Origin of the sequence: Flavobacterium indicum GPTSA100-9 = DSM 17447 (assembly GCF_000455605.1) — a bacterium.
Classification (GTDB): domain Bacteria; phylum Bacteroidota; class Bacteroidia; order Flavobacteriales; family Flavobacteriaceae; genus Flavobacterium; species Flavobacterium indicum.
In genome coordinates, this window is sequence record NC_017025.1 from 13,899 (window position 1) to 28,132 (window position 14,234).

At 32.1% G+C, this 14,234-nt stretch carries 12 protein-coding genes; 5 read left to right on the top strand and 7 right to left on the bottom strand.

The window, feature by feature from the left end; translation table 11 throughout:
* The first annotated feature begins 74 nt into the window (after positions 1-74).
* The 4 genes from mnmG (at position 75) to KQS_RS00075 (ending at position 5,990) form a co-directional block, all read left to right on the top strand.
* On the top strand, positions 75-1,952 hold the full coding sequence (gene mnmG, locus KQS_RS00060) for a tRNA uridine-5-carboxymethylaminomethyl(34) synthesis enzyme MnmG (RefSeq protein WP_041252137.1): 1,878 nt from the start codon (positions 75-77) through the stop codon (positions 1,950-1,952).
* 82 nt (positions 1,953-2,034) lie between these two features.
* On the top strand, positions 2,035-2,883 hold the full coding sequence (locus KQS_RS00065) for a class I SAM-dependent methyltransferase (RefSeq protein ID WP_014387172.1): 849 nt from the start codon (positions 2,035-2,037) through the stop codon (positions 2,881-2,883).
* A gap of 214 nt (positions 2,884-3,097) precedes the next feature.
* The gene (locus KQS_RS00070; protein ID WP_014387173.1) at positions 3,098-3,652 is read left to right on the top strand and encodes an OmpH family outer membrane protein; all 555 of its coding nucleotides are present in this window, start codon (positions 3,098-3,100) and stop codon (positions 3,650-3,652) included.
* Positions 3,653-3,716: 64 nt separating this feature from the next.
* Positions 3,717-5,990 carry a helix-turn-helix domain-containing protein gene (locus KQS_RS00075; protein WP_014387174.1) on the top strand — a complete coding sequence of 758 codons (2,274 nt, stop codon included), beginning with the start codon at positions 3,717-3,719 and terminating at the stop codon, positions 5,988-5,990.
* 78 nt (positions 5,991-6,068) lie between these two features.
* Here the strand turns inward: KQS_RS00075 and KQS_RS00080 are convergent, their stop codons facing one another.
* The 7 genes from KQS_RS00080 to KQS_RS00110 all read right to left on the bottom strand — a co-directional run bounded on the left by KQS_RS00080 (position 6,069) and on the right by KQS_RS00110 (position 12,769).
* The gene (locus KQS_RS00080; RefSeq protein ID WP_014387175.1) at positions 6,069-6,740 is read right to left on the bottom strand and encodes an ABC transporter ATP-binding protein; all 672 of its coding nucleotides are present in this window, start codon (positions 6,738-6,740) and stop codon (positions 6,069-6,071) included.
* Position 6,741: 1 nt separating this feature from the next.
* Positions 6,742-7,965 (bottom strand): ABC transporter permease, encoded by a 1,224-nt coding sequence (locus KQS_RS00085; protein WP_014387176.1) that lies wholly within the window; start codon positions 7,963-7,965, stop codon positions 6,742-6,744.
* A gap of 5 nt (positions 7,966-7,970) precedes the next feature.
* Positions 7,971-9,056: an efflux RND transporter periplasmic adaptor subunit gene (locus KQS_RS00090; RefSeq protein ID WP_014387177.1), complete on the bottom strand. Its 1,086-nt coding sequence runs from the start codon at positions 9,054-9,056 to the stop codon at positions 7,971-7,973.
* Positions 9,057-9,167: 111 nt separating this feature from the next.
* On the bottom strand, positions 9,168-10,487 hold the full coding sequence (locus tag KQS_RS00095; protein ID WP_162141181.1) for a TolC family protein: 1,320 nt from the start codon (positions 10,485-10,487) through the stop codon (positions 9,168-9,170).
* Between the two features lie 7 nt (positions 10,488-10,494).
* Positions 10,495-11,088, bottom strand: a complete 594-nt coding sequence (locus KQS_RS00100; RefSeq protein ID WP_014387179.1) for a TetR/AcrR family transcriptional regulator — start codon at positions 11,086-11,088, stop codon at positions 10,495-10,497.
* A 113-nt stretch (positions 11,089-11,201) separates the two neighbouring features.
* The gene (locus KQS_RS00105; RefSeq protein ID WP_014387180.1) at positions 11,202-11,579 is read right to left on the bottom strand and encodes a DoxX family membrane protein; all 378 of its coding nucleotides are present in this window, start codon (positions 11,577-11,579) and stop codon (positions 11,202-11,204) included.
* Between the two features lie 29 nt (positions 11,580-11,608).
* Complete coding sequence (locus tag KQS_RS00110; RefSeq protein WP_014387181.1) at positions 11,609-12,769, bottom strand: DNA polymerase III subunit; 1,161 nt, start codon at positions 12,767-12,769, stop codon at positions 11,609-11,611.
* 193 nt (positions 12,770-12,962) lie between these two features.
* Between KQS_RS00110 and KQS_RS00115 the strand changes: the two genes are divergently transcribed.
* The gene (locus tag KQS_RS00115) at positions 12,963-14,150 is read left to right on the top strand and encodes a phosphoglycerate kinase (protein WP_014387182.1); all 1,188 of its coding nucleotides are present in this window, start codon (positions 12,963-12,965) and stop codon (positions 14,148-14,150) included.
* The last annotated feature ends 84 nt before the right edge of the window (positions 14,151-14,234 follow it).

Genomic DNA, 14,234 nt, shown 5'->3' on the forward strand with positions numbered 1-14,234 from the left:
TAATCTTTTCTTTTATGTTCCACGTGGAACATAAAAGAAATTTTATATTAATATTAAATGTTTCACGTGGAACAATGAGTTTATTTCAAAATACATATGATGTTATTGTAGTGGGTGGTGGCCATGCTGGTTGTGAGGCTGCTGCTGCTGCTGCTAATATGGGTTGTTCAACCCTTTTGGTTACCATGAATCTTCAGAATATTGCTCAAATGTCTTGCAACCCAGCCATGGGTGGTATTGCAAAAGGGCAAATCGTTCGAGAAATTGATGCGTTGGGTGGTTATTCTGGAATTGTTTCTGATAAAACAGCCATTCAATTTAAAATGTTGAATCTTTCCAAAGGTCCTGCAATGTGGTCTCCTCGTTGTCAGAGTGACCGTATGCGTTTTGCAGAAGAATGGCGTTTGATGTTAGAAGGTACTCCTAATTTAGATTTTTATCAAGAGATGGTTTCTGGTATCATAACCGAAGGAAATCGTATTGTTGGAGTTCGTACTTCTTTAGGTGTGGAAATAAAAGCTAAAACGGTTGTTTTGACTAATGGTACTTTTTTAAATGGTTTAATTCATATTGGTGAAAAACAATTTGGTGGTGGCCGTGCTGGTGAAAGCGCTTCTTTCGGAATTACAGAAGATTTACAAGCTTTAGGTTTTGAATCGGGAAGAATGAAAACAGGAACGCCTCCTCGTGTGGATGGTCGTTCTTTAGATTTTTCAAAAATGACAGAGCAACCTGGTGATGTGAATCCTTCTAAATTTTCCTATTCAGATGTGACACAACCATTAAAACACCAACGTTCTTGTTACATGTCTTATACTTCTGAAGTAGTACATGATTTATTACGAGAAGGTTTTGATCGTAGTCCTATGTTTAATGGAAGAATAAAAAGTATAGGTCCACGTTATTGCCCGTCTATTGAAGATAAAATTAATCGTTTTGCAGATAAAGACAGACATCAGTTGTTTGTAGAACCAGAAGGTTGGAATACGGTTGAGTTTTATATTAATGGTTTTTCTACTTCATTACCAGAAGATGTTCAGTTTAGAGCTCTACGTTCTGTGCCTGGTTTTGAAAATGTAAAATTCTTTAGGCCGGGTTATGCTATTGAATACGATTACTTCCCTCCTACACAATTAAAACATACCTTAGAAACTAAATTAATTGATGGTTTATTTTTTGCTGGACAAATTAATGGAACTACGGGATATGAAGAAGCGGCTTCACAAGGATTAATGGCGGGTATTAATGCAGCTTTAAAAGTTAAAGAACAAGACCCGTTTATTTTAAAACGTGACGAGGCCTACATTGGAGTTTTAATTGATGATTTAATTACTAAGGGAACGGAAGAGCCGTATCGTATGTTTACTTCACGTGCAGAATATAGAACACTTTTACGTCAGGATAATGCAGATTTACGATTAACACCAAAAGGATTTGCAATAGGTTTAGCCAAAGAAGATCGTTTACGTAGAATGGAATATAAACGTGATGCCTCTGATGCTTTCTTAACCTTTTTTAAAGAAACAAGTTTAAAACCTGATGAAGCCAATCCTGTTTTAGTAGAAAAAGGATCATCACCTATGTCGCAACCCGACAAAATGTATAAGGTGTTTTCTCGTCCGCAATTAGATTTAGAAGATTTTATAAAATTTGAAAAAGTGGCCAATTATATTCAAGAGCATAATTTAGATTCTGAAATTATTGAGCAAGCCGAGATTCAAGTTAAGTATGCGGGTTATATAGAAAAAGAAAAAAATCATGCAGATAAAGTCAATCGATTAGAAGATGTAATGATTCCTTCTAATTTTGATTTTGATAAAATAAAGTCAATTTCTATTGAAGCACGACAAAAACTAAATAAAATTCGTCCCACAACAATTGCACAGGCTTCTCGTATTAGTGGCGTGTCTCCTAGTGACATTTCTGTGCTTTTAATTTATATGGGTAGATAATTTACTAATTAATAATTTTACGTTCCACGTGAAACAACCGTGTGAAGCATTATAAATACTATAAATAACAAAAAACAACTAAATGCAGTTTTCAGAAGAAAATCAATATTTATTAGTTAAAGATTATTCGGTTTCTAAAGAAACCTTTTCTTTATTATACAATAAAGAATACGATTTATTAAAAACCTACCCTACGCCCTCTTTAGATGTTTTGGGTAAATATTACGAAAGTGAGGATTATATATCTCATACGGATAGTAAACGTACTTTGTTTGAAAAATTATATCATTTTGTGAAAGTTAGAGCCATTAAAAGTAAAGTAGCTTTAATTACAAAAGAAAATTCATCAAAAGGAAATTTACTGGATATAGGTGCAGGAACAGGTGATTTTTTAACAGAAGCTAAAAACCAAGGTTGGACCACTTTAGGTTATGAACCCAATGCTTCTGCTAAAACGCTTGCTGAAAATAAAGGCGTTGTTTTTACTGATGATATTTTTGTGTTACCTAATGCAAGCTTTGATGTAATTACAATGTGGCATGTATTAGAACATGTACCCAATTTAGAGGAATACATCGCCAATTTAAAAAGATTGCTGAAACCTGGCGGTACAATTATTATTGCTGTTCCAAATTATAAATCTTTTGATGCGCAGTACTACGGTCGTTTTTGGGCTGCTTATGATGTGCCTCGCCATTTATGGCATTTTTCTAAAACAAGTATACAAAGACTTTTTTCTGATCACGATTTAAAATTGTTTCACGTGAAACCTATGTGGTTTGATAGTTTTTATGTGAGTATGCTTTCAGAAAAATATAAAACAGGAAAAATGAGTTTGATTAAAGGAGGTTTCATTGGTTTACGCTCAAATGTGTCTGGAATCTTTAAAAAAGAGTTTTCATCGCACATTTACATCATTAAAAACAACTAAAATCGATTTTAAAGCGGTTTTTAGCTGTTTTATCACTATAAAACATCAAAATATATTACCAAAATTCAAACTTTTGTTAAAAACAAGCTATTGAAGTGGATTTTAATAGGTGATTTTGATACATTTTTTACACATAATAGAGATAATTTATATATAAAAAATTACGTTTATAAAAAGAAACTATTTATTTTTACCAAAATTTAAAAATTTAAAAATGAGAAAATTTATAATTTTAGCTGTAGTAGCAACTTCTTTATTTTCATGTCAAGAAACAGAAACAAAAAAAGACGATTTTAAAACAGGATATATCGATTCAGCAGTACTTTTAGAAAAGTATGAGAAATTTAAAGATGAAGGAGATAAATTAAAAGTAAAGTATGAAGAAGCAGGAAGACCGTATGAAGCACAAGAAAAACAGTTAATGGCTGAAAGAGAAAGTTTGCAACGTGCGGCACAAGCCAATGGTCCAGCTTGGATTCAACAAAACCAACAACGTTTGGCTGATTTCGAAAAAAGATCTCAAGCTTTTATGCAAGCGAAACAACAGGCTTTAGCTGCTTTAGAAGAGCAAACTAATAAACAACAAGATTCATTAGTAAAAGATGTTAGAAAATACATCAAAGAATATGGGAAAAAAGAAGGATATGATTATATTTTCTTGACAAACGATGCTTCAAACATTATTTATGCTAAAGACGGTTACAATTTAACAGATAAATTGTTAAAACAATTAAACGAAGAATACAAATCTTCAAAAGAGAAAAAATAATACAAACCCCGAGTAATTTCGGGGTTCTTTTTTTAATATATTTACCTTTCAACATTTTACGCCTATGAATCATTTATCAGCCGAAGCACAATATGTGCTAAAATTTATCAATCAAACCAATAAACCTGTATTTCTAACAGGAAAAGCAGGTACCGGAAAAACCACATTACTTAAAGAAATTATTGCAACCACACATAAAAATACGGCTGTAGTTGCACCCACAGGAATAGCCGCTCTTAATGCTGGCGGTGTCACTATACATTCCTTGTTTCAATTGCCTTTTGCAGCCTTTATTCCTGATTATAAACCAGTTAATCTTATTTCAGGATCCCAAAAATTTGAAAGTCGCTTTACTTTAGGTCGTCATTTCATGATGAATCGGACTAAAAAAGCGGTCATTCAAAATTTAGAATTATTAGTGGTAGATGAAGTCAGTATGCTACGCGCAGACGTGTTAGATGCCATGGATTTCATGTTGCAAAAAGTTCGTAAAAACAACCAACCTTTCGGGGGTTGTCAAGTTTTATTTATAGGGGATTTATTACAATTACCACCCATAGTAAAGCAAGAGGAATGGATTGAATTGCAGCACTATTATTCGGGAATGTATTTCTTTAATGCGCATGTTGTCCAAAAACACAAGCCTCTATATATTGAGCTAAATAAAATTTTTAGACAAAATGATGCCCAATTTATTTCTTTACTGAATCATCTAAGAAATAATTCAATTACCCAACAACATCTTGATTTTTTAAAGGATTATGTGCAACCCGAATTTGATTTAAAAAAGAATCCTGGGTATATCACACTTACTACGCACAATAGTAAAGCAGATAGAATAAATGAAGGGGCTTTACAAGAATTAAACAGTAAATCCTATTTTTATAACGCAGAAATTATTGGCGATTTTCCCGATAAAATTTTTCCTATTGAGCCTAGTTTAGAATTAAAAGTAGGTGCCCAAATAATGTTCATTAAGAATGATATTTCACACGAAAAGAAATTTTTTAATGGAAAAATGGGTGTCATCAAATCACTTTCAGATAAGGAAATAATTGTACTTTTTCCAGAAGAAAATAAAACCATTGAAGTCGACCTGTATTCTTGGGAAAATATTAAGTATTCTGTGGATGAAAACACCAAAGAAATTAAAGAAGAAGTTATAGGTACCTTTACCCACTACCCGATCAAATTAGCCTGGGCCATTACGGTACATAAAAGTCAAGGGTTAACATTTGACAAAGCAGCGCTCGATGTGTCGCAAGTTTTTGCACCCGGACAAGCCTATGTGGCTTTATCAAGACTTCGTGGCTTAAATGGCTTAATTTTGCTTTCTCCGTTAAATTTAAATGGTATTTCAAGTGATCAATCTGTGTTGCAATATGCCACACACAAAGCAACACCTGAAGTTTTAGAAGAAACGTTGACTATTGAAACGCGTAATTATTTGTTAGAAATTTTTATTAAAACCTTCGATTTCAAACAGTTAATACAAGAGTGGCGTAATTTCCAGTTTAGTTTTAAAGACGAATTACCCAATTCGACTAAAAACAAACAAAAAATTTGGGCTACAACCCAGGCAGAATCTTTATTTCAATTACTAGAACCGTCTTCAAAATTTGCACTTCAATTAAAAAAAATATTCAATCAAGAACAGGTTGATTTTGTTTTTCTAAAAGAACGATGTAATGCAGCCTATCATTATTTTTTTAAGACAATTGATTTTGTTGAAGACGAATTGTTGCTAAAAATTGAGGAAATTAAACGTAAAAAGAAAATGAAAGTCTTGTATGACGAATTACAAGCATTAGAAGCAATACAATTAAAAACCTTACTCGACTTAAAAAAAGCCTTACTCCTTTTAGATGCATTACTAGAAAAGAAAGAAATTACTAAAGAAATTTTGCATTCAGACGAAATTAAATATTTTAAAATTAATAAGTTAGTAACAATCGCGAACCGATTTAAGTCGGAAAACAGTTCTTTACTCGAAGATGAGGACGATGCTTCGTATTATGATGCCCCTCAGAAAAAAGAAAAAAAGGATAAAAAATCTACTTTAGAAACCACATTTGAATTGTGGAAACAAAATAAAACCATCTATCAAATTGCTGAAATTAGAAAACTATCAGCAGGTACCATTTTTAGTCATTTTACTAAACTATTAGAAGCTGATTTATTGCGGTTGGAAGATATTATTTCGGATGAAAAAATTCAGGAACTTACAGAAGCTTTTAATGGGTATACCAACGAACCATTAGGTGAGATTAAAGAAAAATATGGCGACCAGTTTTCATGGGATGAATTACGTTTGTTTAAAGCAAGTTTGAAGAAGTAACGAATTAAATTTTTACATTAATGCAACCACTCTGCTCAGAGTCTTCTAGCTTTGAGCAGTAGGGCGCATATTAAAAAATTAAATCACTTCTCCATCTTTCATCTCTATAATTCGGTCGCTTCGTTTGGCAAAATCGTCGTCGTGAGTAACTGCAATGATGGTTTGCCCATAATTTTTGGTCAATTCTTGAAAAATATCAAAAACAATTTGGGTGTTTTTACTATCTAAATTTCCCGTTGGTTCATCACCCATAATAAGTAAAGGATCATTAATTAAAGCACGAGCTATGGCTACACGTTGTTGTTGGCCACCGGAAAGCTTGTTAGCCGGTTTCAACGCTTGGTCTTCTAAGCCTAAAATTTTTAATTTTTCATACGCTTTATGTTCGATTTCCTCATGATTAAGTCGACCTAATTTTAACGCCGGAAGCATCACATTTTTTAAACAACTAAATTCTGATAATAAATAATGGAATTGAAACACAAAACCAATTTTTTCATTTCGAATGGCCGCTAATTGATCAACACTTAAATCGGTTACTAATTGATTATCAATATGTAATTTTCCTTTATAGTCCGTATCCATAGTGGAAAGCACATACAATAGCGTTGATTTACCACTCCCCGATTTTCCTATCATAGATAAGAATTCTCCTTTTTTAACTTCAAAAGAAATGTCTTTTAATACCTGAAATTCTATCGGATCATAAAAGAATTTATTGATGTTTTCAGTCTTTAATATCGTACTCATTTTATTTTCTAAATATACTTACGGGATCAACTTTTGCTGCTTTTTTAGCTGGAATATATCCAGCAAAAAAGGTAATGAATAAGCCAACAATTACACCTTGCAAATATTTTAAAGGCTCATAATCAATAGGGAAATAACCAATATCACCACCTACATATACATTTTTAAGAATTGATATTAATACAGTCGCAATGAGCATCCCTCCTAGTACACCTGCCACACCTATCGATATAGCTTGGGAAACAAAAATGCGGATTACGTCTTTTCCTTTGAATCCCATCGCTTTTAAAATTGCAATATCATTAATTTTTTGTGTAATAGTCATGTTCAAAATATTATAAATTCCAAATCCAGCAACAATCAAAATGGTAAATGAAACAAACGTAATGATGATTTTTCGCATTTTATTAGCTGCCATAAAGGTCGCGTTAGCTTCTTTCCATCCTTCTGCTTTATAACCCGTTAAATTAGAAATGGTGGTGGCTGTTTTTTCTGCCTTTTCAGGATTTAAAATGTTAACATTAATATCCGTTACATAAGACGTTCCTTCTTTTAAGAATTGTTGCGCACTGGCAATATTTACATAAGAGGTTGTTTTATCAACTTTAGAATTATTGGTTTTAAAAATTCCGATTATTTTTAAATTTTTTGTAACTGATTTTGAAGAAGTTATGGATACATTGTCACCAATTCCTAAACTCATTTTTTCTGCAATTCCACTACCAATGATGATGCCGTTGGAGTTTGATTTCAACACATCAAAATTACCTTCTACCATATAAGACTTAATGTCAAACATAATATTAGCTTCTTCGGGTTTAATCCCTATTGCACTACCAGCAATTTGAGATTTTCCGTTATTAAAAAACACACTAGTGGCTACTTGAGGTGTTACAACGGTTACTTCTGATAATTTTGAAAGGGTTTCAATGATTACTTTCGGATTAATCAGCGTGTTAGTTTTTGGAACGATTTTCGGATTGGTTATAATGTATTTTTCTTTGGTGTCTTGAATTAAAGGTTTACTGATTACATCGTCGTTATAAATTCGAATATGTGGGGTTGTTTTAAATATACTGGCACTCGAACTCTTGTCAAAACCCACGAGCATACTATTCATAAAAATATAAATAGACATCCCTAATACGACGCCTAATGTAGCCACAGCCGTCATTTTTTTGTTAGAAAACAAATAGGTTTTTGCAATATCTAAACTAATATTCATGTTACTTATGGAATTATGGGTAAAACAACATCTTCTGTAGTTAATCCAGCTACAATTTCAACATAATCTGTAGATACAATTCCTGTTTTTACAACCACCGGCTCTTCTTTTCCTTTCACACGCACTTTATTTCCATATCCTAAATATTTTCTTGGAATTAATAAGGCATTCTTTTTTTCGCCGATTAAGATGTTTGCTTCTAATTGGGTTCCAAATAAAGAACTTGGAAGTGGTTTTTTAAAGATGGCTTTGCATATAAAAGATTGTGATTGTTCATCGTAGGCCGACAAAATTTCACTTATTTCTCCTTCAAAAACGGCTTGTTTATTAGTGTTTAATTGTATAAATACGACTTGACCAATTTTTACTTTTGCAATACTATTTTCATCTACATTTAACACACATTCTATTTTTTTTGGATCGGCAATTACGGCAATTACCTCTCCTTTTTTTACATAATCACCAGCATCTTTTACCTTTTTTACAACGGTACCTGTTTGTGGGACTGTAACTTGGTTGTAGCTCAATTGTACTTGGCTATTTTTTAATTGGTTTTCGGAATTTATATTGCTTTGTTTGGCTTGTTGTAACAATTGTTCGTATTGTTTTTTTAACGCATTCCATTGCGATAGAGAATTTTCTGCCGCTAAACGCATATTTTCATATTCCACTTTGGCAACACTTTGACTTTCATAAAGACGTTTATATCGATTGGCTTGATTTAGATCTTGTTGGTACTTGCTTTCGGCAAATTGAATGTTCTGTTTTAATTGTTGCAGAGCTGGTGAAGCAGCCGTTAAATTTTCTTTAGAAATGGACGTTAACTTACGGTTTGATTCCGTATTGTTTTCATTTGTAGGATTGTCTATAGTGGCAATACGTTCATTTATTTGTACAGTAGAACCAACATCAAAAGTCACGTTTTTAAGCACACCATCCGTTTGAGCCGTTAAATTATAGGCATTATCCCATTCTAATGTGCCTGAAGCAAAAACCAATTCTTTAATGGTTTCCTTTTTTGGATGAATTTCTTCTTTACTACTACAAGCAATTAAGAAGAATGTGCTGATAAAAAGAACTGTATTTTTCATAAATGTAAATATTGTTTTGTTAGAGGTCATTTATGTTATCGCCTTTTGTTTATTCGTAATTGCTTACGCAAACTTGTTGTTAATAGCGATTTCATGAGTAGCAATCGAATTTTAGTTGTTGTTAATTAGAATTTTATATTTAGAAAAACCACAATTGGCTAAGGCAGATGCTAAATTTATTTCGCTTGTAATGAATTCATTTTGTGAGAGTAAAAGTTTATCTAAAGGTAAAATTTCTTCATCGAATTGATTCTTATTTTTTTCAAATGTGTCTTTTTTTAATTGATAAATTTTTTCAAAATGAATAACCTGTTGAATGGCTTTTTCATATTCTAAAACCAATTGTTTATTCACGGTTTCATTTTCTTTTGCGGCTTGTTCGGCATTATTTTTAGCTTGCTCCAATTGAATTTTTTTAGAATACACCGTGGATAGTTTTTGAATTGTGGTTGGAACATCCCAACTCAATTTTAATCCGATGTAATTGTAATTTACCCAATTTGAATTTTTATCCAAGTAGGTTGTATTGCTTTGGTTTTGCCAATTGAATGATGATATTAAAGAAAGTACGGGTAATTGCGACCACTGGGCTACTTTTACCTCTTGTTGTACATTTTGATATTGTAATTGACTAATACTTGTTTTAAGGTTAGAAGTGCTTTCTACTAATTTTAGGTCTTGTGCCACATTTTTTAATTCTTCTTTTAATTGAAAATTTTCTTGGGTATTTAAAAACACGCGTAACGATTCGTGCTGAATTTTTAAAGTAATTAAAGCTTGTTGTAGTTTGTCTTCGATAGCTATTAAATTACTTTCTGCCTCGTTTACTTCTTGTTTTCTAACAATGCCTTCTTTGTATTTATTTTGATTAATTGTAAGTATTTGCTCGGCAATTTTTTTGTTTACTTCAAAAATTTCAACTTGTTTCTGAAGATAAAGAAGGTTGTAATAAATAGTATTGATTTGATTATAAATATTTTGCTCATTCAATTTGTTTTGCTGATTTACCAATTCTACATTGATAATGGCACTTTTTAATAAGGCAATATTTCCTGGATTAATTAAATCTATTTGAGGTTGAATAGAAAATGTGCTAACATATTGTTGCCCCATAGTAACGGCTTTGTAAGTTCCTTCGGGTTGGCCAAAAATAGGTCCAGGTAAAAAACTCACTTGTTGATCAAAATTGTTAATCACTTGAGCCGTAGAGGGAATCCTTGGATTCAAAATATTTCCTAGGGCTGTTTTCTTGGTTATAGTAGCTAATTCTGATTGTAATTGATTGTTCTTAATGGTTAAATTTTGCTCCTTCGCGTAGTGAATTAACGCGTCTAAATTTTTAATTTCTTTATTATTTTGGCCCCAATTAAATTGGGAAAAAAGTAAAATAAATAAGCTAGATTTTACCAATGTTGTACTATTCACTTTCATCTTCATTTTATTTTTTTATTTCGATTAATTGAAGTACCGTTTTCATGATTTTATTTCCTTCCTCAACGTTATTAAATTCAAAATGTGCTAATTTCCATTTAAACATTTGCATTCGAAAGGTACTTATTACAATATGAATAAGAGCGTCTGTTTCAATTGTAATATTTATTTCATTTTTTGCCTTTCCTCTTTCTATAATTTGTCTAATGATGCCCGTTTTCATTTGAATTAATTGAAGCATAATTGTTTGAATGGATGGTGATTCATCGATTAATCCTTCTGAAAGTATGGCAATGACAAAATGTGGATTCTTCGAAAAAAAAGTAAATTGACTGTCAAAAAGTAATTCTAAATTAGTTTTCGCATGTAAATCTTGATTCACTAAAGCATGCAAACGTTCAGACATGCTGAAATACAATTCATTTAACAACAATTCTAAAATGGCTTCTTTAGAAGGAAAGTGGCGGTAGATTGCACTTTCAGAAAAATTCATTTCTGCAGCTAATGCTTTTGTTGTTAACCCTTTAATGCCTTTTTCTAGTAAAATTTTACCACTTATTTCTATTATTTCTTGCTGTCTTGAAGATACTTTTGTTTTCATAGTACAAAGGTATGTGAATATTCACTAACATAAACATAAAAAGCAATTTTTTTACTAAATAAAAAAAGACAACCCTTCCAGATTGCCTTATTATTTATGTTTGTTTCTTGTTTTTACAACCAATAAACGCCTAGAATTGCTGGGATAAAATAGATGACGATGGTTCTTGCGCCGTCGTAATCTTTAGCTAAACGTTGACCGAATAACAAGAAAAGTAAAGTAACACAAGAAACCATACAAGCATAATCTCCCAATTGGGTCGAATGACTTGTGATGTTTTCAATTATTCCCATAACAGCCAATACGCCAGCAACAATCTCTAAAGCTAGAACAATAAGTAGTGCTGCAGGAACATTATTTTTTAAAATAGTTTGTGAAAAATGACTTTTTAACCAACTTACATTTCCATTCCAATCCATAATTTTATCTAATCCAGATTGTAAAAAAGTAATAGCTAAAAAAGCTAATAATAGTAAGGCAAATGCATTCATAATCTAAGTTTTTTAGGATAAGTTAATGGTTATACGTTTTCTTTTTTATGTAATAAACGGGTTAATTTTATAGATAAATCAGTTAAAATAACATTTCCATTTCCATTTCGTTCAATATGATAAATAGCTTCTTCAATTTCATGGTATATGTCTTGAATGTTTCCACCGTGAACAAAAGGAGCAAATTTTTCCAATTTAAAATTTTCAAAACTAGGCTCTAAATAAACGAGGTCTTTCGCTTGATAATTTAATAATAAGGCTTGACGGAAATATTGCATACAAAACAATAAAAAGTTTTTCTGCACTTCCCTACCTTCTTTTGAAATTGTACTACTCCATTGTAGTAAATCTGCAATCACACTGGCATTTCCTTTGGCTTTAAAAGCGGCTCTTACCCAAGTGATAAACCATTGTTCAAAAATTTGTTCGTCATCGTCTTTGTGTAATAAATGCAACGCTTTGTTGTAATTGCCTTCAGACTGATGGGCAATTTTTTTTGCTGTATTTATTTCCAGTTGGTGTTTTTCAATTAATTCTTGCGCAATAACAGATTCAGGCAAAGCTAAAAAATCTACCACTTGACAACGGGAAGTAATCGTTTGTAATAAATCGGATGTACTTTCTGTGATTAAAATGAAAACGGTTTTTTCAGGTGGTTCTTCAAGCAATTTTAATAGTTTATTGGCCGCGGCTACATTCATTTTATCAGCCATCCAAATAATCATGACCTTGTACCCTCCTTCATAAGCTTTTAAGGCCAATGTTTTTCCAATTTCTGAAGCATCTTTAACTGAAATGATTCCTTGTTTTTTTGGAATCTCTAATTTCTTATACCAGTCAAATAAACCAGCATACGGGTTCTCTAAAACAAATTCACGCCATTGAGATAAAAAGTTGGCACTAATTACATGATCTCCTTTTACTTCATCGGTACTTGTCACCGGATAAATAAAATGCAAATCGGGATGGGAAAAATGATCAAATTTTAAATTACAAGCCGCATTGCCATTGTCATTTTCACCATTTTGGTTACCACACAAAATGTATTGTGCATAGGCAATTGCCATGGCTAACGTTCCACAACCTTCTGGTCCAACAAATAATTGAGCATGTGGAATTCGACCTCTATCAGCAGTAGTGGTTAAGAAATTTTTAATATGGTCTTGACCTAAAACGTCTCGAAATAACATGAAGCAAACCTACATAAAAAAAATCAATTTTCCTTATTTTACGCCATCGTTTTCGGAATTTAACAAGGAATTATAAGATATTTTTAACGCCTTTTTAAAATCAATAACTTATATTTGCAAAATTCGAATAAATACATAAAAATGAGCAGTCTGCTGTTTATTTTGATTTAATATAGCAACAAACTAACAAAGTATGAAAACAATTTTTGACATTAATTTTGAAGGAAAAAAAGCCTTAATTCGTGTAGATTTCAATGTTCCATTAGATGAAAATTTTAACGTGACAGATGCGAATCGTATCGAAGCTGCAAAACCAACCATTGATAAAATTTTAAATGATGGTGGAGCGGTTATTTTAATGTCACATTTGGGTAGACCCAAAGGAAAAGAAGAAAAATATTCATTAAAACATATTTTAGCTAAAACTTCAGAAGTTCTAGGTAAACCAGTAAAATTTGCAGAAGATTGTAGGGGAGAAGTAGCTCAAAATGCCGCTGCTGGTTTACAAATGGGAGAGGTGTTATTATTAGAAAATTTACGTTTTTATGCTGAAGAAGAAGCAGGAGATGTTGCGTTTTCAAAAGAATTAGCGTCTTTAGGGGATGTGTATGTAAATGATGCTTTTGGTACTGCACACCGCGCTCATGCATCTACCACTATTATTGCAAATGAATTTCCAAATGATAAATGTTTCGGTGCTTTATTAGCTAAAGAAATTGAAAGTATTGATAAAGTTTTAAAAAATTCTGAAAAACCAGTAACCGCAATACTTGGTGGTAGTAAAGTTTCTACCAAAATTACGATTATTGAAAATATTTTAGACAAAGTAGACCACATGATTATTGGTGGTGGTATGACGTTTACTTTTATTAAAGCCTTAGGTGGAAAAATTGGAAATTCAATCTGCGAAGATGATAAAATGGAATTGGCTCTGGAAATTTTAGAAAAAGCGAAAGCGAAAGGAGTTCAAATTCATTTACCTGTAGATGTTTTGGCTGCTGATGCATTTTCAAATGATGCCAACACACAAGTTGTGGAGGTTAATGCGATTCCTGATGGATGGCAAGGTTTAGATGCCGGACCAAAAACACTAGAGATTTTAAAAAAAGTAGTTTTAAATTCAAAAACGATTTTATGGAACGGACCAATTGGTGTTTTTGAATTACCCGCTTTTGCCAATGGTACCATTACTTTGGGTGAATATATTGCTGAAGCTACTAAAAACGGAGCTTTTTCGCTTGTAGGTGGTGGCGATAGTGTAGCGGCTGTAAAACAATTTGGATTGGAACCTAGAGTGAGTTATGTTTCTACAGGTGGAGGCGCCATGTTAGAAATGTTAGAAGGAAGAACATTGCCAGGAATCGCTGCTATTTTGAAATAAATTGCACAATAAATTAAAAAGTATTACGTTTGTAATTCTTTGTAAATGAAATAGATGCTAAATATAAGGTTTAAAAACCTAAAA

Excerpts from the sequence above, each read along its gene's own strand:
- mnmG (WP_041252137.1), top strand. The coding sequence starts at position 75 with ATGAGTTTATTTCAAAATACATATGATGTTATTGTAGTGGGTGGTGGC.
- KQS_RS00065 (WP_014387172.1), top strand. The coding sequence starts at position 2,035 with ATGCAGTTTTCAGAAGAAAATCAATATTTATTAGTTAAAGATTATTCG.
- KQS_RS00070 (WP_014387173.1), top strand. The coding sequence starts at position 3,098 with ATGAGAAAATTTATAATTTTAGCTGTAGTAGCAACTTCTTTATTTTCA.
- KQS_RS00075 (WP_014387174.1), top strand. The coding sequence starts at position 3,717 with ATGAATCATTTATCAGCCGAAGCACAATATGTGCTAAAATTTATCAAT.
- KQS_RS00080 (WP_014387175.1), bottom strand. The coding sequence starts at position 6,740 with ATGAGTACGATATTAAAGACTGAAAACATCAATAAATTCTTTTATGAT.
- KQS_RS00085 (WP_014387176.1), bottom strand. The coding sequence starts at position 7,965 with ATGAATATTAGTTTAGATATTGCAAAAACCTATTTGTTTTCTAACAAA.
- KQS_RS00090 (WP_014387177.1), bottom strand. The coding sequence starts at position 9,056 with ATGAAAAATACAGTTCTTTTTATCAGCACATTCTTCTTAATTGCTTGT.
- KQS_RS00095 (WP_162141181.1), bottom strand. The coding sequence starts at position 10,487 with ATGAAAGTGAATAGTACAACATTGGTAAAATCTAGCTTATTTATTTTA.
- KQS_RS00100 (WP_014387179.1), bottom strand. The coding sequence starts at position 11,088 with ATGAAAACAAAAGTATCTTCAAGACAGCAAGAAATAATAGAAATAAGT.
- KQS_RS00105 (WP_014387180.1), bottom strand. The coding sequence starts at position 11,579 with ATGAATGCATTTGCCTTACTATTATTAGCTTTTTTAGCTATTACTTTT.
- KQS_RS00110 (WP_014387181.1), bottom strand. The coding sequence starts at position 12,769 with ATGTTATTTCGAGACGTTTTAGGTCAAGACCATATTAAAAATTTCTTA.
- KQS_RS00115 (WP_014387182.1), top strand. The coding sequence starts at position 12,963 with ATGAAAACAATTTTTGACATTAATTTTGAAGGAAAAAAAGCCTTAATT.